At 60.0% G+C, this 24,074-nt stretch carries 31 protein-coding genes; 20 read left to right on the top strand and 11 right to left on the bottom strand.

Going from position 1 to position 24,074, the window contains the following annotated elements; genetic code table 11:
• Positions 1-101: 101 nt before the first annotated feature.
• From lspA to V6B08_RS15700, 3 genes are read right to left on the bottom strand one after another with little or no spacing between them, the layout of a single operon-like run.
• Entirely contained in the window at positions 102-575 is a 474-nt protein-coding gene (gene lspA, locus V6B08_RS15710; protein WP_341982565.1) for a signal peptidase II, read from the bottom strand.
• A complete protein-coding gene (locus tag V6B08_RS15705) occupies positions 572-1,444 on the bottom strand; it encodes a cation efflux transmembrane domain-containing protein (RefSeq protein WP_341982564.1) in 873 nt (290 codons plus the stop codon). The genes lspA and V6B08_RS15705 overlap by 4 nt, the downstream gene beginning before the upstream one ends.
• A gap of 2 nt (positions 1,445-1,446) precedes the next feature.
• Positions 1,447-2,217: a transglutaminase-like domain-containing protein gene (locus tag V6B08_RS15700; RefSeq protein WP_341982563.1), complete on the bottom strand. Its 771-nt coding sequence runs from the start codon at positions 2,215-2,217 to the stop codon at positions 1,447-1,449.
• Positions 2,218-2,315: 98 nt separating this feature from the next.
• Here V6B08_RS15700 and V6B08_RS15695 point away from each other — a divergent pair, with 98 nt between their 5' ends.
• From V6B08_RS15695 to V6B08_RS15685, 3 genes are all read left to right on the top strand, one after another.
• On the top strand, positions 2,316-2,750 hold the full coding sequence (locus V6B08_RS15695; RefSeq protein WP_341982561.1) for a MerR family transcriptional regulator: 435 nt from the start codon (positions 2,316-2,318) through the stop codon (positions 2,748-2,750).
• A 281-nt stretch (positions 2,751-3,031) separates the two neighbouring features.
• Positions 3,032-4,297: an adenylate/guanylate cyclase domain-containing protein gene (locus tag V6B08_RS15690; protein WP_341982559.1), complete on the top strand. Its 1,266-nt coding sequence runs from the start codon at positions 3,032-3,034 to the stop codon at positions 4,295-4,297.
• Between the two features lie 96 nt (positions 4,298-4,393).
• A complete protein-coding gene (locus V6B08_RS15685; protein WP_341982557.1) occupies positions 4,394-4,597 on the top strand; it encodes a heavy-metal-associated domain-containing protein in 204 nt (67 codons plus the stop codon).
• Between the two features lie 18 nt (positions 4,598-4,615).
• Here V6B08_RS15685 and V6B08_RS15680 read toward each other — a convergent pair whose 3' ends face one another.
• Entirely contained in the window at positions 4,616-7,009 is a 2,394-nt protein-coding gene (locus V6B08_RS15680) for a heavy metal translocating P-type ATPase (RefSeq protein WP_341982555.1), read from the bottom strand.
• Between V6B08_RS15680 and V6B08_RS21960 the strand changes: the two genes are divergently transcribed.
• Positions 6,943-7,107 carry a hypothetical protein gene (locus tag V6B08_RS21960; RefSeq protein ID WP_502258302.1) on the top strand — a complete coding sequence of 55 codons (165 nt, stop codon included), beginning with the start codon at positions 6,943-6,945 and terminating at the stop codon, positions 7,105-7,107. The two genes, V6B08_RS15680 and V6B08_RS21960, sit on opposite strands and share 67 nt — an antisense overlap.
• Here the strand turns inward: V6B08_RS21960 and V6B08_RS15675 are convergent.
• Positions 7,026-7,337 carry a hypothetical protein gene (locus V6B08_RS15675; RefSeq protein WP_341982553.1) on the bottom strand — a complete coding sequence of 104 codons (312 nt, stop codon included), beginning with the start codon at positions 7,335-7,337 and terminating at the stop codon, positions 7,026-7,028. The genes V6B08_RS21960 and V6B08_RS15675 overlap by 82 nt on opposite strands.
• A 236-nt stretch (positions 7,338-7,573) precedes the next feature.
• Between V6B08_RS15675 and V6B08_RS15670 the strand changes: the two genes are divergently transcribed.
• The 15 genes from V6B08_RS15670 to V6B08_RS15600 all read left to right on the top strand — a co-directional run bounded on the left by V6B08_RS15670 (position 7,574) and on the right by V6B08_RS15600 (position 20,590).
• Positions 7,574-8,038 (top strand): hypothetical protein, encoded by a 465-nt coding sequence (locus V6B08_RS15670; protein WP_341982551.1) that lies wholly within the window; start codon positions 7,574-7,576, stop codon positions 8,036-8,038.
• Positions 8,039-8,115: 77 nt separating this feature from the next.
• Positions 8,116-8,436 carry a hypothetical protein gene (locus V6B08_RS15665; protein ID WP_341982549.1) on the top strand — a complete coding sequence of 107 codons (321 nt, stop codon included), beginning with the start codon at positions 8,116-8,118 and terminating at the stop codon, positions 8,434-8,436.
• Positions 8,437-8,444: 8 nt separating this feature from the next.
• Positions 8,445-9,863 carry a TolC family protein gene (locus V6B08_RS15660; RefSeq protein WP_341982547.1) on the top strand — a complete coding sequence of 473 codons (1,419 nt, stop codon included), beginning with the start codon at positions 8,445-8,447 and terminating at the stop codon, positions 9,861-9,863.
• 18 nt (positions 9,864-9,881) lie between these two features.
• Complete coding sequence (locus V6B08_RS15655) at positions 9,882-11,180, top strand: multicopper oxidase family protein (protein WP_341982545.1); 1,299 nt, start codon at positions 9,882-9,884, stop codon at positions 11,178-11,180.
• A gap of 30 nt (positions 11,181-11,210) precedes the next feature.
• Complete coding sequence (locus tag V6B08_RS15650) at positions 11,211-11,723, top strand: cupredoxin domain-containing protein (protein WP_341982543.1); 513 nt, start codon at positions 11,211-11,213, stop codon at positions 11,721-11,723.
• Positions 11,724-11,737: 14 nt separating this feature from the next.
• Positions 11,738-11,938: a hypothetical protein gene (locus V6B08_RS15645; protein ID WP_341982541.1), complete on the top strand. Its 201-nt coding sequence runs from the start codon at positions 11,738-11,740 to the stop codon at positions 11,936-11,938.
• A 14-nt stretch (positions 11,939-11,952) separates the two neighbouring features.
• Entirely contained in the window at positions 11,953-12,252 is a 300-nt protein-coding gene (locus V6B08_RS15640) for a copper-binding protein (protein WP_341982539.1), read from the top strand.
• Positions 12,253-12,345: 93 nt separating this feature from the next.
• On the top strand, positions 12,346-12,864 hold the full coding sequence (locus V6B08_RS15635) for a copper chaperone PCu(A)C domain-containing protein (protein ID WP_341982538.1): 519 nt from the start codon (positions 12,346-12,348) through the stop codon (positions 12,862-12,864).
• 82 nt (positions 12,865-12,946) lie between these two features.
• Positions 12,947-13,309 carry a hypothetical protein gene (locus V6B08_RS15630; protein WP_341982537.1) on the top strand — a complete coding sequence of 121 codons (363 nt, stop codon included), beginning with the start codon at positions 12,947-12,949 and terminating at the stop codon, positions 13,307-13,309.
• Positions 13,310-13,368: 59 nt separating this feature from the next.
• On the top strand, positions 13,369-14,649 hold the full coding sequence (locus V6B08_RS15625; RefSeq protein WP_341982536.1) for a TolC family protein: 1,281 nt from the start codon (positions 13,369-13,371) through the stop codon (positions 14,647-14,649).
• Entirely contained in the window at positions 14,646-15,977 is a 1,332-nt protein-coding gene (locus V6B08_RS15620) for an efflux RND transporter periplasmic adaptor subunit (protein ID WP_341982534.1), read from the top strand. Before V6B08_RS15625 ends, V6B08_RS15620 begins: the two co-directional genes overlap by 4 nt.
• On the top strand, positions 15,974-19,090 hold the full coding sequence (locus V6B08_RS15615; protein WP_341982532.1) for an efflux RND transporter permease subunit: 3,117 nt from the start codon (positions 15,974-15,976) through the stop codon (positions 19,088-19,090). The genes V6B08_RS15620 and V6B08_RS15615 overlap by 4 nt, the downstream gene beginning before the upstream one ends.
• Positions 19,091-19,101: 11 nt before the next feature.
• Positions 19,102-19,548, top strand: a complete 447-nt coding sequence (locus V6B08_RS15610) for a DUF411 domain-containing protein (protein ID WP_341982530.1) — start codon at positions 19,102-19,104, stop codon at positions 19,546-19,548.
• 31 nt (positions 19,549-19,579) lie between these two features.
• The gene (locus V6B08_RS15605) at positions 19,580-20,062 is read left to right on the top strand and encodes a DUF305 domain-containing protein (RefSeq protein WP_341982527.1); all 483 of its coding nucleotides are present in this window, start codon (positions 19,580-19,582) and stop codon (positions 20,060-20,062) included.
• 93 nt (positions 20,063-20,155) lie between these two features.
• Positions 20,156-20,590 carry a cation diffusion facilitator family transporter gene (locus V6B08_RS15600; protein WP_341982525.1) on the top strand — a complete coding sequence of 145 codons (435 nt, stop codon included), beginning with the start codon at positions 20,156-20,158 and terminating at the stop codon, positions 20,588-20,590.
• A gap of 89 nt (positions 20,591-20,679) precedes the next feature.
• Here V6B08_RS15600 and V6B08_RS15595 read toward each other — a convergent pair whose 3' ends face one another.
• Complete coding sequence (locus V6B08_RS15595) at positions 20,680-21,519, bottom strand: dienelactone hydrolase family protein (protein WP_341982524.1); 840 nt, start codon at positions 21,517-21,519, stop codon at positions 20,680-20,682.
• 219 nt (positions 21,520-21,738) lie between these two features.
• Here V6B08_RS15595 and V6B08_RS15590 point away from each other — a divergent pair, with 219 nt between their 5' ends.
• The gene (locus V6B08_RS15590) at positions 21,739-22,122 is read left to right on the top strand and encodes a helix-turn-helix domain-containing protein (RefSeq protein ID WP_341982523.1); all 384 of its coding nucleotides are present in this window, start codon (positions 21,739-21,741) and stop codon (positions 22,120-22,122) included.
• 7 nt (positions 22,123-22,129) lie between these two features.
• Here the strand turns inward: V6B08_RS15590 and V6B08_RS15585 are convergent, their stop codons facing one another.
• The 5 genes from V6B08_RS15585 to V6B08_RS15565 all read right to left on the bottom strand — a co-directional run bounded on the left by V6B08_RS15585 (position 22,130) and on the right by V6B08_RS15565 (position 23,979).
• Positions 22,130-22,492, bottom strand: a complete 363-nt coding sequence (locus V6B08_RS15585; protein ID WP_341982522.1) for a DUF3768 domain-containing protein — start codon at positions 22,490-22,492, stop codon at positions 22,130-22,132.
• Between the two features lie 82 nt (positions 22,493-22,574).
• Positions 22,575-22,802: a hypothetical protein gene (locus V6B08_RS15580; protein ID WP_341982521.1), complete on the bottom strand. Its 228-nt coding sequence runs from the start codon at positions 22,800-22,802 to the stop codon at positions 22,575-22,577.
• Positions 22,789-22,977, bottom strand: a complete 189-nt coding sequence (locus tag V6B08_RS15575) for a hypothetical protein (RefSeq protein WP_341982520.1) — start codon at positions 22,975-22,977, stop codon at positions 22,789-22,791. Before V6B08_RS15575 ends, V6B08_RS15580 begins: the two co-directional genes overlap by 14 nt.
• Complete coding sequence (locus V6B08_RS15570) at positions 22,974-23,765, bottom strand: hypothetical protein (RefSeq protein ID WP_341982518.1); 792 nt, start codon at positions 23,763-23,765, stop codon at positions 22,974-22,976. The genes V6B08_RS15575 and V6B08_RS15570 overlap by 4 nt, the downstream gene beginning before the upstream one ends.
• 7 nt (positions 23,766-23,772) lie before the next feature.
• The gene (locus V6B08_RS15565) at positions 23,773-23,979 is read right to left on the bottom strand and encodes a hypothetical protein (protein WP_297683033.1); all 207 of its coding nucleotides are present in this window, start codon (positions 23,977-23,979) and stop codon (positions 23,773-23,775) included.
• Positions 23,980-24,074 lie beyond the last annotated feature (95 nt).

Raw genomic sequence — 24,074 nt, 5'->3', positions numbered from 1 at the left:
CACCTCCATGTTTGAGGGACATACAGAACTAGCGACGGAAGATTACGCTGGCAAGTCACGGCGTTGTCAGGCTGCTGCGACGCTTCGCCGCCGCAATACTGTTACATCCGCTCTTGCGACCGAGGGTGAATACCATCCCAAAGAATATAGGCGACACCGGCGAAAATGGCGACGTCCGCCAGATTGAAAGCGGGCCAGTGCCAGCCGAAGGCATGGAAATCCAGAAAGTCGGTCACGGCCCCGTGCCGATATCTATCCAGAACATTGCCGACGGCACCCCCAATGATAAGCCCAAGCCCAGCGGATGTGATCCAAGAGGCTTCTCGCCAGAGCCACCACAGGAGGTAAGCGATGACTACGAGAGCAAACATCGACAGTGCCCACCAAGGTATATGGCCGCCGAGCAGGCCAAAGCTGACGCCGTCATTGCGCACCAGGATCAGATTGAAGAATGGGGTCACCTGAATGGCCCAGGTGGAATCACCTGAGCCCGCGGCAAGGGTAATTGCCTTACTTGCCTGATCCAGGAGGAGCGCGGCGGTGCCCCATACAAATCCTGCAATACGCGGCGTCACAGCGATGTTTTACCTGCTCTGGCCAAGTCACTTCGCGCATCCCGCACAATCGACCAGGCCGATTGCAGGAACAGTCCTGCTATAACGATGGCAACGACCAGATCCGGCCATGCCGAATCCGTCCAGGCGACCACGCCAGCAGCAACGACAACGGCGGCATTGCCGATGGCATCATTCCGGCTGAATAGCCAAACAGCTCTGACATTGGCATCGCCCGCACGATGCGGCACCAGGACAGCAGCAGCCGCGACATTTACAGCAAGTGCGATAAGGCCGAACAAGCCCATCAACTCAGCTTCCGGCGTATGCAAGACCAGAACCCGATAGGCCGTATTGGCAAGGACTGCGAGCCCCAGTGCGCCAAGAAACAGGCCCTGGATGAGAGCCGAACGCGCACGCCACGCCAAACTCCACCCTATAGCCAGTAGCCCGAGGAATGTGATGAGACCATCGCCCAGGAAATCGAGCGCATCGGCCTTCAGTGCTTGAGAACCAGACCAGAAACCGCCCATCGCTTCCACGATGCCGTAGCCAACATTCAGCAGCACAACAATCCAGAGCGCGCGCCGATAAGCTGGTGCAACATGCGATATGTCTTTCGGCAGCTCATCGTTTTCGCCATCCGTTACGGTATCCAGGCGCTGAAGGTGATAGCCCAGACCTGTCACCGCCCGCTCGACTTCAGGCAGTTGTACCGCCGGTTCCGCAACGTCGAGCGTCATGATCTGAGACGCGATTGATACCCTGACATCGTTAACACCAGTTATCTTTCGAGTGGCGCCTTCAATCTTGGTGGCACAACTGGAGCAATCCATACCGGTCACGCGGTACTGAATATCAGATGCCTTCGGTGCAGCCGTGGTGGACATGATTACCTGATGATTGCGTTTCGGATGCGGGCGACATTCCGGTTCATCACATGCCGGATGTAGTGGATGTAGAACCATCGTTTCCAGCCCCTGATATTCGTACCGACCTTGGCGTAAAACTCGTCAGGGGTATTGAATAGACCGAAATCGTGATTGATGCCTTTATCCTGGATATAGGTATCTCGGCCCGTCCATGCTGTCTTCGGATTGCGGAAATCGGCGGTGGACACGCCGTATCCGCAGAAACTTCCGGAGCAGTCAGGAAAACGGGCCTGAAGCTGCCGCAGATATTTGTTATCCAGGATCAAGCCTTCGAGATTCAACCAGCGGCCATCAATCTGAACCTCGACCCAGCTGTGCAAAATGTTGGCGGGCGCCAGCAGATAGAACAGGCCAGTGACCGCGCCCTTCTGAAGGCGCTTGTGAATGGTGAAGCCGTGGAATCGGCAGGAGATGCCGACCGCGCGCAGCAGCGCCATGAAGAGGGTCGCCTTGGTGTTGCATTGACCGTAGCCGTCAGCCAGCACGGCTGACGCCGGAATATCGTCGTCGGTGTTGTAGCCGAACAGGATTTCGTCACGGACGAACTCATAAATTGCCTGCACGCGGTCTTCGCGAACCATGTCGCGCCAGCCGCGCTCGGCAATCAAGGCCACGATGCTGGGATGGTCGAAGTCGAGCAACGGCGTGCGCTCCAGCAATTCGCACACGCATTCGGCTTCGTTGGGCGTTACGGGCTGGTGGCCGCGGAAAGCAATGTCGGTCGCAAGCATGGTGCGCCTGTTGATTTGATTTCACTTCGGACACCGTACAGCCTACAACTATTGTAGGTTCAAGCGGTGATTTCACCTGCCGTAGACGAGTTCACAATATGAAAAATCAATCACTTACGATTGGACAGCTTGCCGACCAGAGCGGCTGCTCTGTCCAGATTGTCCGTCACTATGAAGAGGAAGGCCTGCTACCAGAGCCTCCCAGGACGGCAGGCAATCAGCGCCGATATGGCGCCAATCATCTCCGACGCCTGCAATTCATCAGGCACAGCCGGGATCTTGGCTTTTCGCTCGGGGATATCCGGGAAATCATCCGCATCTCAGACGAGCCGGACCAGAGTTGCGATGCGGTCAATGCAATCGCGCAGCAACATCTCGAAAACGTCGAGCGACGCATCTCGCAGCTCAAGGCCTTGCGTAAAGAGCTGAAGCGGATGGTTGGTGAATGTGGCTCCGGCAAAGTCGCTGAATGCCGCATCATCGAAACACTGGCGGACTTTGGACATGCCCATTGCCGTCATGACCAGGCGTGAGTTTGATCTCAGGAGCATGGCGATCCTATACCTTCGGTTTACAAACCCGAAGGTCTGCCAAAGGCTAGCACCGACCGCAGGTAATATTCGGGAAATATCTTACTGCTCTGTAGCTCGCCGAGCCTAAAGCCCTGGAGATCAATGAAAATTTTTTACACGAGAAAGAAATTGGTCGATAATATCTGGCTTCGCACATATGGCCAATTTGGACTTGCACGGTCCTGGAATATATTGACCTCAGCCATTTCTCGGGCGACCAACCAACGGGAAGCCTGAAACAAATGACCGAAGGCACATTCCTCCCACAAGACCTTACGCAAGCCTTCATCGCATCCGACCTCGAAAGCGAGCGGATAGCATCGATCATTCGCGCCATCATCCTGGTGACGCTGCTGGCCGCAGTTTTTACGGCACGCACGCAGGAAGCAGATCACCGGCCACTGGAGTTGGCCGTGCTGGTTTACGGCATCGGAACCATTGGGGGCCTGTATGCGGCCTGGAGGAAGTATCATCACGCCATCCTACCCTATTTCCTGGTCGGCTTCGACATCATCACCTTGACGACTGCCATCGTCATGATCGGGGCGGAATTAGGCATTTCGCCAATTGACGCTTTCACGCTGCCGATCTCTGGCCTGCTTGTCGTAGTCTTCCTCCATGCGTCACTTCGCTACAACCCTTGGCTGGTGGTGTTTGCGGCCGGCATCCTGGCGACAGTGGTCCTGATCGCGTCAATGGTCAGCAAAGTTGATGACTCTGGCTTCCATACGGATGCGGCAGGGCATCTGATGCACTTCAGAGTTTTTCCGATCATCATTTTCCTGCTGACCATGGGCATTCTCGCGGTAACGACCGCGCGAACCAGGCGACTGATTGCCAATGTCTATGTCAGCACCAGTCGGGCCGCCACCTTGTCTCGCTACTTTTCCCGCGACGTCGCTGAAGAGCTGATGAACAGGCCATCTGGAACACCTGAGTTTGGCGATCGCATCCGCGCCGCGGTGCTGTTTGCCGACTTGCAAGGCTTCACCGCCATGGCGGAGGCGATGGATCCTGGCGAGCTTGCCAAGTTCGTTTCGGACTTCAGGGAGCGGATTTCCAGGCCAGTATTGGCCAATGGCGGTGTGGTCGATAAATACATCGGCGACGCCGTCATGGCGGTCTTCGGCGCACCACGACAGGCGCCGGAAGATGCAAAGCGGGCCATACTCTGTGCTCTGTCGATGGTCGATGAAATCGAGGCCTGGTCCCGGGAACGCAAAAATCTGGGCAAGCCGCCCATTCGTATCGCGATTGGTGGGCATTTCGGGGATGTGTTCGCAGGCGTGATCAGCGATGGCACGCATCTGGAATATACCGTCATTGGCGATACCGTGAATGTCGCCAGCCGTCTCGCGCGATTACCGCGTGCCTTGGAGACACCGCTGGTTCTCTCGACTCCGCTTGTCGAGGCGGCAGGTTACCACGATGCCAGGCTTGTGGCGCTGCCGCCGCAACCGCTTCCCGGCCACCCCAAACCGATGCCAGTGCATAAGCTTTCAGGCTGACGAGCTTGGGAGCAGCTTCAGCCTCATCTCCGGCAGACATGCCTTGACCTTCCCACGCAGGAAGGCCGTAAGGCTGGAGCGGCAAGGAGATACCCGATGACTGACCTTACCGTTCCCGACATGACCTGTGGTCATTGCGAGGCCAGTATCCGCAAGGTGGTTGCCGCTTTGCCTGGCGTCGATGACATCGTCGTCGATCGCCCGAACAAGCGCATTTCCGTGCGTGGCTCAGTGTCTGACGATGCGGTTCGCAAGGCCATCGAAAATGCTGGCTTCACGCCAAAGACAGCGTCGGCGTGACCTCCTGACAGGTTCCGTTCATTTGATGCGGACGGCACGCAGTCGCAAAGCGTTGGCAATCACACTCACCGACGATAGGGCCATGGCGGCCGCAGCAATAACAGGTGACAGAAGCATTCCAAAAGCCGGATACAGCACCCCGGCTGCGATCGGTACACCCGCTGCATTGTAGATGAAGGCGAAGAACAGGTTCTGTCGGATGTTCCGCATGGTCGCGGCCGAGAGGTGGCGGGCCTTCACGATGCCCTGAAGATCGCCCTTCAGCAGGGTGACGCCGGCACTTTCGATGGCGACGTCCGTCCCGGTCCCCATGGCAATGCCGACATCGGCGGCCGCAAGCGCGGGTGCGTCGTTCACGCCATCGCCGGCCATGGCCACCACACGGCCTTCGCCGCGCAGGCGCTCGACGATGGCGCTCTTGCGGTCCGGCAGCACATCGGCCTCTACCTCTTCGATCCCGAGGCGTCGCGCCACGGCTTCGGCCGTGATGCGGTTGTCGCCCGTCAGCATAACGACATGGATGCCATCTTCGCGCAGGGCGGCAAGCGCTGCTGGCGTCGTCTGCTTGACCGGATCGGATATCGCCAGGATACCGGCCACCTCCTGGTCGATGCCAAGATAGATGGCGGTTGCGCCGTCCTGGCGGAGTTCATCGGCCTGGTGACTGAACCGCTCCGCCGGCAGGCCGTGGCTGCGCAGGAAGTCAGCGTTGCCGATGACGACCTGATGGCCATCGATCCGTCCGACCACGCCTTTGCCGACCGGGCTGTCGAAGTCGGTCGCCGTGCCGAGCGCCATGCCGCGTTCAGCCGCCAATTGTACAATCGCCTGAGCCAGTGGATGCTCACTGCTCCGTTCGAGACTGGCTGCGAAATAAAGCAGTCTGTCCTGGCCAATCTGGGCCGTTGTGCGGATCTGGGTGAGCTTTGGCTTGCCTTCGGTCAGCGTTCCGGTCTTGTCGACCACGATGGTATCGACTTTTTCCATCCGCTCGAGTGCTTCTGCATTCTTGATCAGGACGCCGAGCTGGGCACCGCGCCCGACCCCGACCATGATCGACATTGGCGTCGCCAGGCCAAGCGCGCAGGGACAGGCGATAATCAGTACGGATACAGCAGCTACCAGTCCAAAGGTGAGGCGCGGCTCCGGGCCCCAGACAGCCCAGGCAGCAAACGCGAGGATCGCTACCACGATGACGGCAGGCACGAACCAGCCGGCAACGTCGTCGGCAAGGCGCTGGATCGGGGCCCGACTGCGCTGGGCCTGCGCCACCATCTGGACGATCCGGGACAGCATGGTGTCATGGCCGACCTTATCGGCGCGCATGACGAATGACCCGGTCTGATTCATGGTTCCCGCGATCACCTTGCTGCCAGCTTCTTTGGTGACGGGCATCGATTCACCGGTGACCATGGATTCATCCACGGCACAGCGGCCCTCCAGTACCTCGCCATCGACCGGCACCTTTTCGCCGGGCCTGACTCGCAAACGATTCCCGACCTGGATCAATTCAGCAGGAATGTCCTCATCCGAGCCATCCGCGGCGATGCGCCTAGCCGTCTTCGGTGTCAGGTCCAGCAGGGCCTTGATCGCACCCGATGTCTGCTCACGCGCCCGCAATTCCAGAACCTGGCCGAGCAGGACCAGCACAGTGATGACAGCTGCCGCCTCAAAATAGACTGCGACGGCGCCATCTGGCCCGCGAAAAGCCGGTGGAAAGAGGCCTGGATGAATGGTTGCTACCAGACTGTAGGCCCAGGCAATGCCTGTCCCCATGGCGATCAGGGTGAACATATTCAACTGGCGGGTTGCAATGGACACCGCACCGCGCTGGAAGAAGGGCCAGCCCGCCCACAGAACGACAGGTGTTGCCAAGACCAACTGGATCCAGTTCGACATCTGCTGCCCGACGACATGCAGGTTCAAGAGATGCCCGCCCATCTCGAGCATGAAGACGGGGATAGTCAGCCCCAGCCCGATCCAGAATCGCCGGGTCATATCGATCAGCTCGGGATTGGGCCCGCTGTCTGCCGAGACGATTTCCGGCTCAAGCGCCATGCCGCAGATCGGGCATGAGCCAGGCCCGGGCTGACGGATCTCAGGGTGCATCGGGCAGGTATAGATGGTACCCGCCGCAGCCGGCGGCATGGCCGGCTTTACCTGCCTGGTCGTGTAACGGGCCGGATCAGCAGTGAACTTGGATTTGCAGCCGCCCGAGCAGAAGAAATAAGGCCGCCCCTCATGCTTTGCCTGATGAGCGGTTTTTGCCGGGTCGACCTGCATGCCACAGACCGGATCCCTCACTGTGTCCGGCGTGTCATGCTGATGACCGTGAGCATGATTATGTGCGGCTGGATCATGCCCATGATGATGGTCGTGGCTCGAATGGTCGTGGCGGCTGGTGTCGTTCATGTTTTTCTCGTCTCGGTCAGTCGCTGTGGCAGTTGCCGGATTCGCGAATACTGCGCAGGGTATTTGTGCGATCGAACTCCATCCGCACCCGGCAATGATGCAGACGCGGCGAAGGCGATCGGGGTGTCGCTGACGGAAGGCGATGTTCATCCATGATATAGGTCAGCACCTGTCGGTCATTGATCCAGGTCTCTGCATCCGGCGATCCATACCGCTTGAGGATGTCTGCTCTGGGCAAGCCGATCAGATCATCGAATCTTGATGGCGTACCTGTCGCACAGGCAGCAGAAAGTATTGGTAGCAGCAGGATGAGGACCCGGATCGACATGATCAGCCTCCGCAATTTCTGCAGGCAAGAATCTGCTCCGATCAATGATCGAGCAGTCTTTAAGTTGGGTCCTTAACAATCAGAATATCGGAAAACTCATATTTTTCAAACGCGAAGCCGCCTGAGCCGACAGCCAGGCATGGTTTGCTCTAAAATTGGTAACCTCTCGTTCCGGCCTTGACCTTGCCATGCTGGAAGGTTGTATCGTGCTCCCCATGATGTCCAGTCAGACACAGATGACGCTTTCGCCGTGGCGGCGCCTTGCCGCCACTTTGGCGTTGTTTGCGCTTCTGTTTGCCGGGACCGTCTCCTCGCTTTCGCACAGCATGGCGATGGCAGCGACATCGAATACGATGATTACCGCTGTCTCCGGATCTCCTGGGCATGATCACGCAGATCAGGCCTCGGTGGCCGGTCATGATCATCAAGGTGTCAAAACCTCGAAGATCGATGCGACCACCGCCCATGAATTGGGCCTGCCGCATGATCACGATGCCATGGCAACCAGTGGCGACAGCGCACCTGGCAATTGCGATCAGGGCTGCATCCTGTGCAAGGACTGTGCGCTCTGCGGCCTGTTTGCATTCGGCGAACGGCCACTGACGGCCTTCGTGGCCTATTACGCGGGCTATGCACTGCCGGCGACCCAGTCGCCCGCAAGCCTTACGCCCGCACTTCCCTCCGAGCCTCCTCGAGTCTGATCGACGCCTGAGGATCGCCCCGCAGCACTACCTGCGGTCGATCATCCTTTCGTCGTTCAACTTGATGAGGCTTTTCCATGTCTTCCTTGAGCTTTCGGTCAGCCCTTCTGGGCATGACCATGGGCCTTGTAGCGCAAGCTGCAGGGGCCGCAGAGCCGCCGGCCGGCCTGCTTGATCCGAATGCGCCGACCGCGCCGCTTCCCTATCAGTCCGCCTTCAGCGGCTATAAGCGCTCTCAATTCGAGGGCAAGACCGATTGGCGCAAAGCAAATGACACCGTGCGGGATGTCGGTGGCCATGTGGGGGCCATCAAATCGGACAGCACCGACGAGATGCCGGCCAAGGCCACGAGTGATGCAGCTCCGGCGGCCGGCGGCCATGCCGGACACGGCAAGTGAGGTCCGCCATGATGACCCAAGCCATTACCATGCGCCGCCTCACCGCGAGCGTTGCCCTTGTCGCCTTACTGGGCGCCTGCGCCGGCCCGGTTGCCAATCGTGCCTTCAAGGAGGTCGCATCCACCACGGAACAGCGCATCGGCCAGAAGCCGGTCTGGATCAAGTCCGAGGAGGATGAGGTCAAGGTCCGCAAGACCATCGACGAATTGCTGGCCAAGCCGTTGAGCGCCGATGACGCGGTCCAGGTCGCCCTGCTGAACAATCGCCGGCTGCAGGGCAACTTCTCCGAGCTCGGCATCGGCGCTGCCGATCTGACCAGCTCCTGGCGGCCAGAGAATCCTGGCTTCAGCTTTGCCCGACTGAGGCGTGGCCAGGAGATCGAGATCGAACGTTCGATCGGGATCGACGCCCTCAGCTTGCTGGTGTTGCCGATCACGGCCAGCATCGAAAGCCGGCGGTTCGAGCGGACAAAACTCAATACTGCCACCGAAGTGCTGTCGCTGGCGGCCCAGACGAAGCGGGCCTGGTATGAGGCTGTGGCTGCCGAACAGACTGCTAAATATGTAGCCCAGGTCCGCGAGACGGCCGAAGTCCAGGCCGAACTAGCCCGCCGCATGCGCTCCGTCGGCAACTGGAACACGCTCGACTATGTCCGCGAGCGAATCTTCTATGCCGATGCCACAGCCCGCCTGGCCAAGAGCCGGGTGATGGCCACGGCTGCCCGTGAGCGGCTCGGCCGTCTGATGGGTCTGTGGGGCAACGATATGGCCTACAAACTGCCGGACCGGCTGCCCACCCTGCCTGGCAGCCCGCGCAGCGTAGAGAATATCGAAGCCAAGGCGATCACCGAACGCCTCGATATCCAGATGGCCAAGGCCGACGTGTCCGCCCTGCAGAAGTCCTATGGGCTGACCAATGCGACCCGCTTCGTGAATGTCCTCGAAGTCGGTTTCCAGCGGAACAGCCAGAGCGAGGCCAAGGACCAGACCGGATACGAGGTCAGCTTCCAGGTTCCGCTGTTCGACTTCGGTGACGCCAAGGCGACCAAGGCCGAGCAGTATTATCTGCAGGCGGTGCATCGCCTGGCCGACACGGCGGTCAATGCCCGTTCGGCTGCGCGTGAGGCCTGGCTTGGCTACCAGACCAACTATGAGCTCGCCAAGCACTATCAGGACGAGGTCATCCCGCTACGCCAGAAGGCGTCCGAGGAGATGGTGCAGCGTTACAACGGGATGCTGATCAGCGTATTCGAACTGCTGTCAGACGCCCGTGACCAGATCGCCGATGTCACTTCGGCGCTGGAAGCGCAGCGCGATTTCTGGATCGCCGATACCGACCTCACCTTTGTGACCATCGCGCCCGTCGAAGCCGGCACACCGGCTGGCGGCAATGCTGTTGCCGCTGCCCGCGCCGGCGGCGGTCACTGAACTTCTGGAGATACGAGCATGTTCACCCGACGCAATCTCTTTTCTGCCGCCGCCACCGGTATCGCCGCTGCGGCCGTTAGCCGCTCGGCGCTCGCCGCCCTGCCGGAACCGGCCTATCCGGCCGGCCCCAAGACCGAGCCGCCGCCGTTGCCCAGCACCGGCCGGCCGTTCAATCCGGTCGTGACCCTGAACGGCTGGTCCGCGCCCTGGCGCATGAACGGCAAGTGGAAGGAATTCCACCTGGTCGCCGAACCGGTCGTGCGCGAACTTGCCCCCGGCATGAAAGCCAATCTGTGGGGCTATAACGGCCAGTCACCTGGCCCAACGATTGAAGCCGTCGAAGGTGATTGGGTCCGGCTGTTTGTCACCAACAAGCTGCCGGAACACACCACCATCCACTGGCATGGCCAAATCCTGCCGGCCGGCATGGATGGTGTCGGAGGCTTGAACCAGCCGCAGATCAGGCCAGGCGAGACGTACGTGTACGAATTCCAGCTGAAGAAATCCGGCACCTTCATGTACCATCCGCATGCCGACGAGATGGTGCAGATGGCCATGGGCATGATGGGCATGTTCATCGTGCATCCGCGCGACCCGAACCAGTACCGGGTGGACCGCGACTTCGTCTTCCTGATGAACGCCTACGACATCGAACCGGGTGCGGCAACACCCAAGGTCGCAGAGATGACCAACTTCAATCTCTGGACCTGGAACAGCCGTGTCTTCCCCGGCATCGACACTCTGCCGGTGCGGATGGGCGATCGGGTGCGAATCCGGTTTGGCAACCTCACCATGACCAACCACCCGATCCACATGCATGGCTACGATTTTGCGGTCACCTGCACCGATGGCGGTTGGGTACAGCCATCGGCACGCTGGCCAGAAGTCACCATCGACTGCCCGGTCGGTGCCATGCGGGCATTTGAGTTCGACGCCGTGCATCCGGGCGACTGGGCTTTCCACTGCCACAAGTCGCACCACACCATGAACGCCATGGGCCATGACGTGCCGACCATGATCGGCGTCGATCATCGCGGCATCTCCAAGCGCATGGTCTCGCTCATTCCCGACTACATGACCATGGGTGAGCGCGGCATGGCCGATATGGGCGAGATGGAAATGCCGCTGCCCGACAACACCCTGCCGATGATGACCGGCACTGGTCCGTTCGGGCCGATCGAGATGGGCGGCATGTTCACCGTCGTGAAGGTCCGCGAGGGTCTGGCCCGCGGCGATTACAAGGATCCCGGCTGGTACAAGAACCCGCCCGGTACGGTTGCCTACAAGTACAACGGCGACGTTAACAAGCGCGGCTGAAGAGCCGTAACACTGCAGAAGGAAAACTCAATGCTCTCGAATCATCGCAAAATGATGCTCATGCTGGTCAGCGGCACGCTTAGCCTGGCGGCCGTCGCTGTCTCCGCAGCACCTGGCCATAGCGGCGGCCACGGTCATGACGACAAGAAGGGTGCCTACGATGGCCATGCCGCAGCCTTGGGCGAGCCTGGCGATCCGAAGGCCAATGCCCGGGTCATCAATGTCAACATGACGGACGAGATGCGCTTCAGCCCTGCGACCGTGATGGTCTCCCGCGGCGAGACGGTCAAGTTCGTGGTGAAGAACAGCGGTCAGCTTAAGCATGAGATGACGCTGGGCACCATGGATGAGCTGGTTGAGCATGCCACGGTGATGGAGAAGAACCCGGAGATGGAGCATGACGATCCCAATGCGGTGACCGTCGATCCAGGCAAGACCAAGACCATCCTGTGGAAGTTCACCAAGGCAGGTACCTTCGATTATGGCTGCCTGGTTCCGGGCCACATGCAGGGTGGCATGAAGGGCAAGATCATCGTCCGCTAATCAGGAAGGTCATTATGTCCAACATCAGTTCCGTCGTGATTCTTCTGGTCCTGGCCGGGTGCGCCGCGCAGTCGAATCCACCCTTTCCGGTGGATCAGGCGGCCTGCGTAAAGCTTAGCCGGGCCGGCACGGCAGAGTACCGCCAATGCATCACGGATCGAGTAACGGCCTATGACGAGCGCTCGAACCGCTGGCGCGTTGAACAGTCAAACTGAAAAGGAGTTGCATCATGAAAAAGCTTATCCTCGCCGCCGCCGTGTTTCTGGCTCTTGGTGGAGCTGGCCTTGACGCTTTTGCCCAGATGATGGGCAAAGGAGAAGGTGAAATCCGCAAGGTCGACAAGGACGCCAGCAAGATCACCATCAAGCATGGCCCGATCGAAGGCATGGATATGCCGGGTATGACCATGGTCTTCCAGGTGCGGGATTCGAGTCTGCTGGACAAGGCCAAGGTCGGAGAGACGGTCAATTTCACTGTGACCAAGGACAGTGGCGCCATGGTCGTGACCTCGGTCGAGCCCAAGAAATAAAGGGCCGGCAGAGGCCTCCCCTGATCCGGACGGCGCCGTCGTGGGTCCTTCGGTCCGCCATTCGGTTAGGGGAGGTTTTGCTGGACATCGCCCATGCCGCTTAAGCTTAATTCCGTCTCTTTTCAGGTGACCAGCCGCATGAAGGTCTGGCGTGACCATCATCATGTACCTCGGCGTCACGCTGCATGGGCGCTCATGCTGTTCGTTCTTGTGCTGCTGCTCCCACCAGCAGTTCGTGCCCATACGGAATTCGGTCCCCAGATCGATGTCGACCACGCCTTGATCGAGCCGCGCAACGGCACAAGTGCGGTCCTGAAATTCAGTATCCATAACAATACAGGCAGCATCATCCACCTGCTGCGTGTCGACACGCCGATCGCATCCGGCAGCCGGATCATGTTCAATCCCGGCGATGGGCGCCAGCTGCAGCTGGACTCACTTGGCGTGAAACCAGAGCAGGCCCTCGATTTCGCCACATCCCATATGTGGGTCGAACTGACCGGGTTGCGTGAAACACTGCGCAACGGCGTGCATGTCCCCTTGCGCCTCATTTTCAATGCCGGGCAATGGGTCGACGTGGTCGGTGATGTCGGGCCGCATCATGATCATTGATGATCTACCCGCGCTGGAATGCCCGTCCGACCTGCGTCACTTTGCCGTTCGGAACCGGGCAGAGTCGGTGTAGACTATGCCCATGACCGCCGGTTGGGCTAAAGCGCTCCGTCTTTTGGTCGCCATCGGGCTTCTGCTGGGCCCTCTGGCGCCGATGAGTGCCAATTGCGCGCCGGCCAATGATGCCAGCACAGTTCAGTTGGAAATCATCCAGGCCTTGGCACCAGGTCACGATTGCTGCGACGAAGCCGATCAGGCCGGTCTCAATGGCAATGCTGATCTGTCGAAATGCAAGGTTGGTTGCATCGCTATTCCGGGCGTGAGCCTGCCTACGCAATCCGCCATGACCCGACTTACTGTTGTGGCTGAACCATCGTTCGTCGGCCGTGGCATCGCCGACTGGCTGCCGCCGCCGCTCTACGATCCGCCGATCCTCCGCTCCTGACCTGACCCACGGCCCGGCCTGCCGGGCCATGTCTGACGTCTGGAAACGGAGCATTTTCCATGTTCGAAGCTTTTGTATGGCGTGGTGCCATTGGCGCCATGCTGATGCTGGTTGCCACGATCGGCATCCCGGTTATGGCTCAACCGACGCTCGCACAGCCTGCTTTGGGCAGCGAGTTGCCCTTGCTGCTGGCGACGGCACGCAGCCAGCATCCCGATATCGCGTTCGCAGCCCTTGAGCGCGACATGGCGATGGCCCGCGCCTCAGCGGCCGACAGCCTTGCCGACCCAACCTTCCGGGTCGAATTCAACGACAACACGCGCTCATCCGGCCTGCTGCCCGACCAGCTTGGCTACCGCAAATACATGCTGGAACAGAGCTTCCCATTGGGTGGCAAACGCGACTTGCGCCGCAACATCGCCGATGCCGATACGGCGGATGCGCAGGCGCGTCAGGAGCTGGTTGCCAACGAACTGGTCGCGCGGATCAAAGCGGCCCAGGCACAGCGTTTTCTTGCTCAAGCGGGTCTGCGCATCCTCAATGAACAGCGTGGCCTGCTGGACCGCATTGTCGAGGCAGCAGATCGTGGCTATGCGCAAGGGCGGATCGGACAGGAAGGTGCGCTCAACAGCCGCCTGGCCCGGAACCGGCTCGAAACCGAGATTGCGCGCCTGCAGGGCGATGTACGCCAGTTCGATGCCCGCCTGAATGGGCTGCTTGGCAGAGATGCTGGTGCCGACCTGCAGCCGCCGCTCGGGCTGGCTCCGATGCCGAGGCCCGAGCGGCTGCAGTTCGACAGCCTGATGATCGAAGCGCTCGACCGCAACCCGCAATTCCGTCAGCTGGCCGCCCGCGGCACCGGCGCCGATGCCAGGCGGCGGCTTGCCGATGCCGACTGGGTGCCAGACGTGTCGCTTGGCGTAGGTACGATCGAACGGGATCTCGGGGTCCGGGCCTATGAGGCTTATGTCACCCTGAACATTCCGCTGCGCGGCGGTCTGCGGGATGCCAAGAAGAACGAGGCGATTGCCGAACAGAGCGCTGTTCGGGTCCAGCGCCAGGCCATTGAACTGGAACTGGCCGCAACTCTGCGCGAGATGCTGGCCGGTCTGGAGGCTCAGCGGCGCATCGAGAGTTTAAGTGGTGGCAGCATCCTGTCCCAGGCTCGGGCAGCCCTGACTGCCCAGTTGCGCGCCTATGAGCAGGGTAGCGGCGGCTTCGCTGACCTGGTTCAGGCGCAGAGCCGGCTGCGCGAAGTCGAACTGGATGGCATCCGGGCCCAGGCCGAACAACGCCGGCTGCTGGCCGAAATCGAACGTCTGGTCGGAGGTGACCTATGATTCGCCCTCAATTCATCCTGGCCGGCGTCGCGATTGCGACACTGGCTGGTGTTGGCGGCTACGCCCTGGGAACGCACGGCCTACCAGCAGCAATTCGTGGCAAGGACACCACTATGTCAGCCATGACATCGAGCCAGCCGGCTGGAGAAGCGCAGAAGGCTGAAAAGAAGCTGCTCTATTACCGCAACCCGATGGGCCTGCCTGATGTCTCCCCCACCCCAAAGAAAGACTGGATGGGCATGGATTACATCCCTGTCTATGAAGGTGAGGAAGAAGGACCTGATCGCGGCATCAAGCTCAGTCCGCAGAAGATCCAACTGCTCGGCGTCCGCACCGAAGATGCCCGCAGCCGCATGCTGTCCAGGCCGGTGCGCGCGACTGCAAGCTTCCAGTTCGACGAACGCCGCCAGGTCGATGTGACGGTCAAATACGAGGCCTGGATCGAGAAACTGCTCGTCAATGCGACCGGCGAGCCGGTCAAGGCCGGCCAAACCATGATGCTGGTCTACAGCCCGGCCATGGTGCAGGCCCAGGAGGAATACCTGCTGGCCGCACGCCTGCGCGATGAGGCACCTTCCGATGACCGGGCCGTGCGCAATGACGCGGAACGCCTCGTCCAGGGGGCGCTGGCACGGCTGCGCAACCTCGATCTGCCCAAAGCTGTCCAGGACCGCCTGGTACGCATCGGCCAGGTCAGCCGGCAATTCGCCATTGCCGCCCCCATGCAGGGTCTCGTGATGGACAAGGCCGTGGTCGAAGGCATGCGCATCATGCCAGGCGAACGGCTTTACCGCCTGGTGGATGACAGCCAGCTCTGGTTGCAGGCTGAGGTATACGAGCAGGACCTGGGTCTGATCAAACCGGGCCAGCCGGTCGAGATCGCAGTGAATGCCTATCCCAACCGCAAATTCGCCGGCAAGGTCGCCTTCATCTATCCGACGGTGAACCGCGACACCCGCACCGCCCGGGTGCGAATCGAGGTGCCCAATCCGGATGGTGCGCTCAAGGCCGAGATGTATGCCTCGGTGCTGCTGAATACCCAGGCCGTCACCGAAGAGACGCTGGCCATCCCCGAAAGCGCGGTGATCGACAGTGGCCGACGCCAGATCGTCATCGTCGATATCGGCATGGGCCGGTTCGATCCGCGCGAGGTCAAGCTGGGGGCCCGCGGTGATGGCTATATCGAAGTGCGCGACGGTCTAGATGAGGGCGAGGCCGTGGTGGTGCAGGCGAACTTCCTGCTGGATGCCGAAGCCAATCTGAAAGCGGCCCTGCAATCATTTGCACCGCCATCGGCAGCGCAGTCGGGCCAGGAGGCGCCGAAATGATTGCCGCCCTGATCCGCTGGTCGACCCGCAACATCTTCCTGGTGCTGTTTGCAACCCTGTTCCTGAGCGCGGCCGGCCTTGTTGCACTAAGCCGGCTGCCGCTCGATGCCATCCCGGACCTCTCCGATACCCAGGTCATCGTTTACACCGAATATCCGGGTCAGGCGCCGCAGGTGGTGGAGGATCAGGTCACCTACCCGCTCACCTCGGCCATGCTGAACGTGCCCCGTTCCAAGGTGGTGCGCGGCTTCTCATACTTTGGGGTGTCTTTCGTCTATGTGATTTTCGAGGAAGGCACCGACCTCTACTGGGCGCGCAGCCGGGTGCTGGAATACCTCAATTTCGCCACCAAACGGCTTCCCGCCGGCATCACTCCAGCACTCGGCCCCGATGCGACCGGTGTGGGCTGGGTCTACCAGTATGCCGTCACCGGGGCACAGAAGACGCTGGCCGAGCTGCGCAGCCTGCAGGACTGGAATTTCCGTTACCAGCTGGCCAAGTCCGATGGTGTGGCCGAGATCGCCTCTGCGGGCGGCTTCGTGAAGCAGTATCAGGTCGTGGTCGATCCCCGCAAACTGCAGGCCTTTAACATCCCGCTCGAGCGGGTCGCCGAGGCGATCCGGCAGAGCAACCGGGATGTTGGCGGCCGGGTGATCGAGATGGCCGAGACCGAATTCATGGTCCGTGGCCGTGGCTACCTGCGCAACCTGTCCGATATCGGCCAGATCGTCCTGAAGTCGGAAGGCGGCACGCCGGTGCGGCTCTCCGATGTGGCCCGTATCGAATTGGGGCCGGATGAGCGCCGCGGCATCACCGAGCTGAATGGCGAAGGCGAAGTGGTGAGCGGCACCGTCATCCAGCGAGCCGGCCAGAATGCGCTTGCCGTGATCGACGGGGTTAAGGCGCGCATCCAAGAGATGAAGGCAAGCCTGCCCGAAGGCGTCGACATCGTGACGGTCTATGATCGCTCGGAACTGATCCGGCGGGCCGTCGCCACGCTTAAATCGACCCTTGTGGAGGAGTCGATCGTGGTGGCGCTCGTCTGCTTCATCTTCCTGCTGCATATGCGCAGTGCGCTTGTCGCCATCGTCACCCTGCCGGTCGGCATCCTGATCGCGATCATCCTGATGGAGGCTTTCGGCATCACCTCCAACATCATGAGTTTAGGGGGCATTGCGATCGCGGTTGGCGCCATGGTCGATGCTGCCATCGTGATGATCGAGAATGCCCATAAACGGCTGGAGCGGGCCGGCCCGGAGGCTGATCGTGTCAAGGTGCTGACCGAGGCGGCCGTCGAGGTCGGACCGTCGCTTTTCTTCAGCTTGCTCATCATCACGGTGTCCTTCATCCCGATCTTCGCGCTCGAAGCCCAGGAAGGCCGGCTGTTCAAGCCGCTGGCCTATACTAAGACCTTCGCCATGGCTGGTGCGGCTCTCCTTTCCGTGACGCTGGTGCCAGCACTGATGGTACTGCTGATCCGCGGCAAGATCGTGCCCGAGCACCGCAATCCGGTGAACCGGCTGCTGATTGCAGCCTACCGGCCGGTGATCGACCTCGTGCTCCGCGCCAAAGGGGTGACGATTGCGATCGCCGTCCTGGCCTTGGGCCTGAGCTGGATTCCGCTTTCCCGCATCGGTACGGAATTCATGCCGAACCTGAACGAGGGTACCATCCAGTACATGCCCGTCACCCTGCCGGGGCTGTCGATCGCCAAGGCAGCCGAGCTGGTGCAGACCCAGAACAAGATCATCAAAAGCTTCCAGGAGGTGGAAAGTGTCTTTGGCAAGGCCGGCCGCATAAATTCGGCGACCGACCCAGCACCGACCGAGATGTTCGAGACCGTGATCAACCTGAAACCGCAGTCGGAATGGCGGCCAGGTGTGACCGTGGACAGCCTGATCCGGGAGATGGATCAGGCACTGCAGATCCCAGGTGTTTCGAACGCCTGGACCATGCCGATCAAGATGCGCACCGACATGCTCTCGACCGGCATCCGTACCACGCTTGGGATCAAACTGTTCGGACCTGACCTGGTCGAACTCGATGGGCTCGCCAGAAAGATCGAGACCAGCCTGCGCAAGGTCCAGGGGACATCGAGTGCCTTTGCCGAGCGTGTGATCGGCGGCTACTACCTCACCATCGAACCGGACCGTCTGGCGCTCGCCCGGCATGGTGTATCGATCGACACCGTGCAGAACGTCATCGCCATGGCACTGGGCGGCGAGATGGTCACCAGCACTGTGGAAGGCCGGGAGCGCTATGGCGTGATTATCCGCTATCCGCGCGAGCTGCGTTCCAGCCCCCAGGCCATTGCGCGTGAGGTGCTGGTACCGCTGCCCAACGGCGCCATGGTGCCGCTGGGGCAGCTGGCCAGCACCCGGCTGGAGCAGGGTCCGACCGGGATCCGCACCGAGAATGCCCAGCTCGCGGTCTATGTCTTCATCGACATGCAGGGCCGCGATATCGGCTCCTATGTGGCAGACGCCCAGGCGTTACTGGCCCGCGAGATCCAGGTGCCGAAGGGGGTGACGCTCGCCTGGAGCGGTCAGTACGAGTATCTGGAACGTGCCAAGCAGCGCCTGCGCATTGTCGTTCCGGCGACGCTTTTCGTGATCATGCTGCTGCTCTACCTCAACTTCCGGCGCATGACGGAAACCCTGATCGTGATGCTGAGCCTGCCTTTTGCCCTGATCGGCGGACTCTGGCTGATGGATTGGATGGGGTTCAACTTCAGCGTGGCCGTTGCCGTCGGCTTCATTGCGCTGGCCGGCGTCGCCGCCGAGACCGGAGTGATCATGCTGATCTACCTCGACCATGCACTTCGCGACCGGAAGGCGCTCTGTCACAGCGAGGGACGGGCGTTCACACAGGCGGACCTGCGGGCGGCAATCATCGAGGGCGCCGTTGACCGCGTGCGACCCAAGGCCATGACGGTGATTACCATCATGGCAGGCCTGCTGCCGATCCTGTGGATCACCGGCACGGGCTCGGAGGTGATGCAGCGTATCGCCGTACCGATGATCGGTGGCATGGTCTCATCCACCTTGCTGACGCTGATCGTCATTCCGGCGATCTATGCCCTGATCAAGCAGCGCAACATTCCAAAGATGTGAAGGAGACCACCATGAATCGACGCAGTTTTCTGGTACTGACGCTTTCTGCAACAGCCCTGCCCGTACTCCCGGCGCGGGCAACGGACACAGTCCATGTGCTGAAAACCTCAAGCTGCGGCTGCTGCAACGCCTGGATCACCCATCTGCGCAAGGCTGGCTTCCCGGTCACGGCCAAGGATGTGCCGATGGCGCTGCTCAACCAGGAGAAGCTGAGTGCCGGCCTCACGCCTGAGCTGTCCTCCTGCCATACCGCGCGCGTCGGCGGTTATGTCATCGAAGGCCATGTCCCAGCCGTTGATATCCAGCGCCTGCTGCGCGAACGGCCGGACGCGCTTGGCCTGACGGTGCCCGGCATGCCGGAAGGCTCGCCCGGCATGGAGACCGGGAAGGCAGATCCATACGACGTCCTGCTGTTTGCGAAGGGTGGAACGACCACAGTCTATTCGCGTTACTCTTAGGCCGGTCTGATCATGGTCCTGGAGGCATATCATGGCGCACCATTCGACGGAGATGCATAAGTCCCATTACTGGGGCTTCGCCGCTGAGCTGGCGGTCGATTTCGCCATCATGTACCTGGTCATGTACGCCATGATCAATTCGCTGTCGGATTTCCATTTCAACCTCAACAACGTCTACATGACCTTGATGATGGTCGCCCCCATGGCTCTCGTCATGCTTGTCGCCATGCGCTCGATGTTCCCCATACAGCGTCTGAACTGGACGATCGTTGCCGTGGCTGCACTCGTGTTCATTGGCAGCTATGTCGGCATGCGCACACAGGCAGCCGTCGGGAATGCCGAATTCGTGCGCTCCATGATTCCGCATCATTCGGGCGCCATCCTGATGTGCCGTGAGGCCAACATCACCGATGCCGAACTAGCCGATTTGTGCCGGCAGATCATCAAGGGCCAACAGGGGGAGATCGACCAGATGGAGCAGATTTTAGATAGGTTGCGATCGTCAAATATATAGACAGGATGAAACTCAAACGCGCTTACGAAGCAATGCTTGCAACATTACCCGGATATTCGTCACCGGCATGGCCACTAACCTTGTGAGGACAATATGGGTGTGGGACATGACCATAATCGCGTCAAAATCGAAGGCCAGAGCGAGCGACCGATCTGGTGGGCCCTAGGCCTCACCACAACTTTCCTGATAGCTAAAGTTGTCGGCGGCATTCTGACCAACAGTCTGGCGCTCATTTCCGACGCTACGCATATGTTCACCGACTCGGCAGCTCTTGCCATCTCGCTGGTAGCAATCCGTATCGGCCGACGCCCGGCCGATCGGCAGCGGATATTCGGCTATTACCGATCACGTGACAGTGCAGATCGAGGCAAACCTCTGCGAGCAGGCCACGGAAGCCCATTCCTTTGGCCCCCTGGCCCAAGCGCATGCCGGCCATTCGCATCAGCATTGATGTGTCCGGGCATGGGCCTGCGGATAATCTCAAAATTTATGGTAATTTCACGGTATCTTCTCAGGGAAGATGGGTAAATCTTCCAATCATATGCTTGAGTGCATTTTACATCATTTCTACTAAGTGGCTGTTTTTAACGTCGGATGCTCGATTGGATGGGCTAGCCTCAATTATTAGCGGCAGAGAATACCCGCTCAAAAAATGCCTTGCTTCTTTTGAATGAATCTTCTGCCGCTACTGGATTGCCACCAATCTTGTGCTTTTTCACACCACCCCCAACGCTCCAGCCATCCACTTCAGTGATGCGCTCAGGCCGGTCGAAGCTGTGATACGTGTTGGGGTAGAAAACCATTTCAGTAGGGGCTGCTGACTTTAGATTGTCGTTTGCCTGCAGTTCGCGGCAGAGAGGCGCCGGAGTCCAGCTGTCATCCTCTCCAATGAGGATAAGGAGTGGGATGCTGATTTTCGAATCCTGCTTTGGATTGCAGTAAGGGTAGTAGGCGACAGCCCCTCGGATGCCGAAAGACTTTAATTGATATCTTTCCTGTACGGCCTTCATGACAGTCCAGCCGCCATGTGAAAATCCGACCAGGCCAATCTTGTCCTTTGCCACATATGGCAGGCCGGCAAGGTACTCAGTGCTGCCCATGATATCGGAAACCCGCATTTCCGGCGTTACAACAGTAGTCTGAGTACAGATGCTCTTGTGCCCGCGAGACATAAAGCTATCAGGGACAAGTGCCACATAACCCCATGACACCAAACGCTCGGCCCAAGCCTTGTGATTATAATCGGTGCCGCCGCAGCCATGCAGGACAATGACGGCTGGGAAAGGGCCGTTCCCGCGAGGCTTATAGATGCCCGCGTACACGGTAACAGCCCCACCTAGTCCTGGAATCACTACATTTGGGTAAGTGACATTTTCCTTGGATTGGGCGTGGGAGTAGCTGATGCCTGAGAAAGCAGTGACGATCATTGCAAATATAAACATTACGAACTGTCGCATGAATGTTTCTCCATGATGCAAGAGATGAAATAGAAACGCGACGCAGAGTTATGTAGAGATGCTTGTGTCTCCGGCGGGCCTCGATTCGGAGGGAAATGCCGGATTGTGACGTTTCTCGACCAATTTGTCGCAATTATCCTCGGAGTATATCTCCGGTCAAGTGGCATTTCCGTAGTTTTCCTCGGTGGTTAAGGGGGCAGCCCGAAACGACATTCGGGCATGGACAAACGCAGTAAATCGACACCGGCCGAGGCTCGCCAAAAGGCATTGGGCCGCCGGATCAAGGCGCTCCGCAAGGAGCGAAAGCTCAGTCAGGAAGACCTGGCCGAAATAATCGGTAAGAGCGTTGATACCGTGTCGAATATCGAGCGCGGGTTTTCCTCGACACGGCTGTCAACGGTGTTCGAGATTGCCGAGGCGCTGAAGGTCGGCTTTATCGACCTTTTCGATTGGGCGGATATGCCGAAGCAAACAGCCCAACAGAAGGCCCGGGCCGAACTTGTCGAGAAATTCCGCATCCTGTTGGATGGAAACGCCGAGGTCACAGTGGCGGATATTGCCGAGTTGACGCGGGCGATTTCCGAAGCCGCGACCAGACGCTGAACCCGGCTCAGTATTCCTGCGCCAACATGAGGGTCAGCACTCGGGTCGTGACAGCCGGATCGGTAGGATCTGGCGAGCCAAACTCCAGCGACTTGTCGTAGGCATCGATTTTCCAGAAGAACTTTTGGCCACCGTATTCGATGCCCCCGAAGTCATGTTCGCCATAGGGATCGTTGTCCTCGGTGAAGGCGTCGAACCGGATCACCAAGCGACTTAGCTCGGCCACATGAATGGGGCCGAGCGCCTGGACACCGGCGGTTATCATGAAGCGCCCTCCGACGCCGCCACTCGTGCGGAAGCCGTCATTGAGCTTGGCGATGCGCTGGGACTGTTCAGCCGAATCTTCGCGATCGGTCGGTGTGTTAGACATGGGCAAGAGTCTCCTGTGGCGCGGCCGGGTGGTTGGCCCAGGCGGCGCGGATGGATTAGCGTTAAAGGTGGATTAAGCGCGACTACGGACGAAACGGACGGCGGCGGAGCAGCCGCAGTCGGGAGACGGGTTGGCCCTTCGTCTCCAGCACCAGGTAGAGGCAGGTTGGTCGGTGACGCTGGGCGCGAGGATTGGAGACCCGAACACTGATAATCCGGTAAGCGATATTGCGGCCGTCCGGCGCCAGCACCAGAACTTCGGCGCTGAGCGGCACGCCCTCCAGGAGTTCAGCGAGGTCATCCACGGTCATGATGGCCTCGCTCTTGATCCTGTGCTTGTTGGTCGGAGTCCTGGCCCTGACGATATTGCCGGAGCGCCGAATCCAGCTCTCGGACCGCCGCGGCCAGGTCACCGCGGCTCCAGCGGTCGAGCACCACCTGCGCGGCTTCGGCGAGGGTGACCATGCCTTTACGAGATGAATTCATGGCGCACCGTCCTTTGCACTGCCAGCCGGTGGTGTCAGCGGGCTTGGAGGGAGCGTTGAAAGAGATGGTGGGCCGGTGGGCACCTCAGGCGCGTGATCTGGAAATGGCCTCCGAGGCGGGAAGCGGTTGAAAAGCTGATCCAGGGTGAGATGGATGCTCTCGGCACCGAGGTCAAAAAACGGGCCTAATGCTGAGATCACCAAACCCGTGACCAGTAGATTCAATCGCCGCGCCCGTTCCAGGCGATTGTCCAGTTCGTCGGCTTCTTCAGCGGTGCCATCGAAGGCCAGAATGAACAGCTCGGTCTCTGGACCCTGGAAAAGCGCCAGGTAGCGCCGCTGGACCGGAGTTGGTGGTTCAAGTCCTGTGAAAGCAGCGAATTCTTCGAGTGTTCCAGCGAAGGCGAGTGAGAGCCGGTATGCCGGAGCCGAAAGGTCTCTACGCCAGACCTTGATGACCAGCTCGGCTTCTAATGCTGAGACCTCATAGCGAAAATCGAGCTGACCCTGGTCCCACCAATGGCTGCAGAGCGCAAAATTAGCACCGCCCTTTACGTCGTCATCTGCCCGTTGCGGCTTGGCAGCTGCTAGGAAGGCCGCGGCCCAGTCCCCAGCCTCGAACTGCGGCAGCGACCAGGCATAGAGACGGGCCCGATAGCAGATGAGCGCGAAATTTCTTGGATCGCCCTCCGGCTCGATCCGAATATGGAAGGATTGCCCCCTGTTCTTAACGCTCAAAATGGCCTTGATGACCTGGGCCGGCGGTTCGACGTTGCTTCCGATGCTCATGATGTCCTCACTCGAACCGCAGGGTGGCTTCGTCGGCATCATGCATCACTGGCTGCGGATGCCCTGCCGAAGCCCAGTCCTGCCAGAACCGGACAAATGGGCGGTGATCCACGGTGATGCGGGCTGGAGTTCCGTCATCGTCATATTGGCCCAGCAGCGATACGACGCTGCCGTGGTCGACGATGCGGCGGATATGAACAGGACGTTCGATCATGTGATCTCCTTCTAGGATTGCGATGGGCAATAAGAGAGCGCAGGCGCCAGCCGAGGCGGGCGCGGTGACTTCCGGGTTTTAAGGTGGACTAGAGA

The organism is Ferrovibrio sp. MS7 (assembly GCF_038404985.1).
In the GTDB taxonomy this organism is placed as follows: domain Bacteria; phylum Pseudomonadota; class Alphaproteobacteria; order Ferrovibrionales; family Ferrovibrionaceae; genus Ferrovibrio; species Ferrovibrio plantarum.
The sequence above is the reverse complement of the archived record's forward strand: the minus strand, read 5'-3'. Positions and strand labels throughout refer to the sequence as shown.

What these genes read in the sequence shown, in the direction of transcription:
- V6B08_RS15680 (WP_341982555.1), bottom strand. Translation starts at nt 7,009, where the DNA reads ATGAACGACACCAGCCGCCACGACCATTCGAGCCACGACCATCATCAT.
- V6B08_RS15570 (WP_341982518.1), bottom strand. Translation starts at nt 23,765, where the DNA reads ATGAGCATCGGAAGCAACGTCGAACCGCCGGCCCAGGTCATCAAGGCC.
- V6B08_RS15630 (WP_341982537.1), top strand. Translation starts at nt 12,947, where the DNA reads ATGACCGCCGGTTGGGCTAAAGCGCTCCGTCTTTTGGTCGCCATCGGG.
- V6B08_RS15645 (WP_341982541.1), top strand. Translation starts at nt 11,738, where the DNA reads ATGTCCAACATCAGTTCCGTCGTGATTCTTCTGGTCCTGGCCGGGTGC.
- V6B08_RS15635 (WP_341982538.1), top strand. Translation starts at nt 12,346, where the DNA reads ATGCCGCTTAAGCTTAATTCCGTCTCTTTTCAGGTGACCAGCCGCATG.
- V6B08_RS15575 (WP_341982520.1), bottom strand. Translation starts at nt 22,977, where the DNA reads ATGAATTCATCTCGTAAAGGCATGGTCACCCTCGCCGAAGCCGCGCAG.
- V6B08_RS15675 (WP_341982553.1), bottom strand. Translation starts at nt 7,337, where the DNA reads ATGTCGATCCGGGTCCTCATCCTGCTGCTACCAATACTTTCTGCTGCC.
- V6B08_RS15565 (WP_297683033.1), bottom strand. Translation starts at nt 23,979, where the DNA reads ATGATCGAACGTCCTGTTCATATCCGCCGCATCGTCGACCACGGCAGC.
- V6B08_RS15670 (WP_341982551.1), top strand. Translation starts at nt 7,574, where the DNA reads ATGACGCTTTCGCCGTGGCGGCGCCTTGCCGCCACTTTGGCGTTGTTT.
- V6B08_RS15585 (WP_341982522.1), bottom strand. Translation starts at nt 22,492, where the DNA reads ATGTCTAACACACCGACCGATCGCGAAGATTCGGCTGAACAGTCCCAG.
- V6B08_RS15605 (WP_341982527.1), top strand. Translation starts at nt 19,580, where the DNA reads ATGGCGCACCATTCGACGGAGATGCATAAGTCCCATTACTGGGGCTTC.
- V6B08_RS15665 (WP_341982549.1), top strand. Translation starts at nt 8,116, where the DNA reads ATGTCTTCCTTGAGCTTTCGGTCAGCCCTTCTGGGCATGACCATGGGC.
- V6B08_RS15650 (WP_341982543.1), top strand. Translation starts at nt 11,211, where the DNA reads ATGCTCTCGAATCATCGCAAAATGATGCTCATGCTGGTCAGCGGCACG.
- V6B08_RS15695 (WP_341982561.1), top strand. Translation starts at nt 2,316, where the DNA reads ATGAAAAATCAATCACTTACGATTGGACAGCTTGCCGACCAGAGCGGC.
- V6B08_RS15640 (WP_341982539.1), top strand. Translation starts at nt 11,953, where the DNA reads ATGAAAAAGCTTATCCTCGCCGCCGCCGTGTTTCTGGCTCTTGGTGGA.
- V6B08_RS15620 (WP_341982534.1), top strand. Translation starts at nt 14,646, where the DNA reads ATGATTCGCCCTCAATTCATCCTGGCCGGCGTCGCGATTGCGACACTG.
- V6B08_RS15580 (WP_341982521.1), bottom strand. Translation starts at nt 22,802, where the DNA reads ATGACCGTGGATGACCTCGCTGAACTCCTGGAGGGCGTGCCGCTCAGC.
- V6B08_RS15625 (WP_341982536.1), top strand. Translation starts at nt 13,369, where the DNA reads ATGTTCGAAGCTTTTGTATGGCGTGGTGCCATTGGCGCCATGCTGATG.
- V6B08_RS15685 (WP_341982557.1), top strand. Translation starts at nt 4,394, where the DNA reads ATGACTGACCTTACCGTTCCCGACATGACCTGTGGTCATTGCGAGGCC.
- V6B08_RS15595 (WP_341982524.1), bottom strand. Translation starts at nt 21,519, where the DNA reads ATGCGACAGTTCGTAATGTTTATATTTGCAATGATCGTCACTGCTTTC.
- V6B08_RS15660 (WP_341982547.1), top strand. Translation starts at nt 8,445, where the DNA reads ATGATGACCCAAGCCATTACCATGCGCCGCCTCACCGCGAGCGTTGCC.
- V6B08_RS15700 (WP_341982563.1), bottom strand. Translation starts at nt 2,217, where the DNA reads ATGCTTGCGACCGACATTGCTTTCCGCGGCCACCAGCCCGTAACGCCC.
- V6B08_RS15610 (WP_341982530.1), top strand. Translation starts at nt 19,102, where the DNA reads ATGAATCGACGCAGTTTTCTGGTACTGACGCTTTCTGCAACAGCCCTG.
- V6B08_RS15690 (WP_341982559.1), top strand. Translation starts at nt 3,032, where the DNA reads ATGACCGAAGGCACATTCCTCCCACAAGACCTTACGCAAGCCTTCATC.
- V6B08_RS15615 (WP_341982532.1), top strand. Translation starts at nt 15,974, where the DNA reads ATGATTGCCGCCCTGATCCGCTGGTCGACCCGCAACATCTTCCTGGTG.
- V6B08_RS15600 (WP_341982525.1), top strand. Translation starts at nt 20,156, where the DNA reads ATGGGTGTGGGACATGACCATAATCGCGTCAAAATCGAAGGCCAGAGC.
- V6B08_RS15655 (WP_341982545.1), top strand. Translation starts at nt 9,882, where the DNA reads ATGTTCACCCGACGCAATCTCTTTTCTGCCGCCGCCACCGGTATCGCC.
- V6B08_RS15590 (WP_341982523.1), top strand. Translation starts at nt 21,739, where the DNA reads ATGGACAAACGCAGTAAATCGACACCGGCCGAGGCTCGCCAAAAGGCA.
- V6B08_RS15705 (WP_341982564.1), bottom strand. Translation starts at nt 1,444, where the DNA reads ATGTCCACCACGGCTGCACCGAAGGCATCTGATATTCAGTACCGCGTG.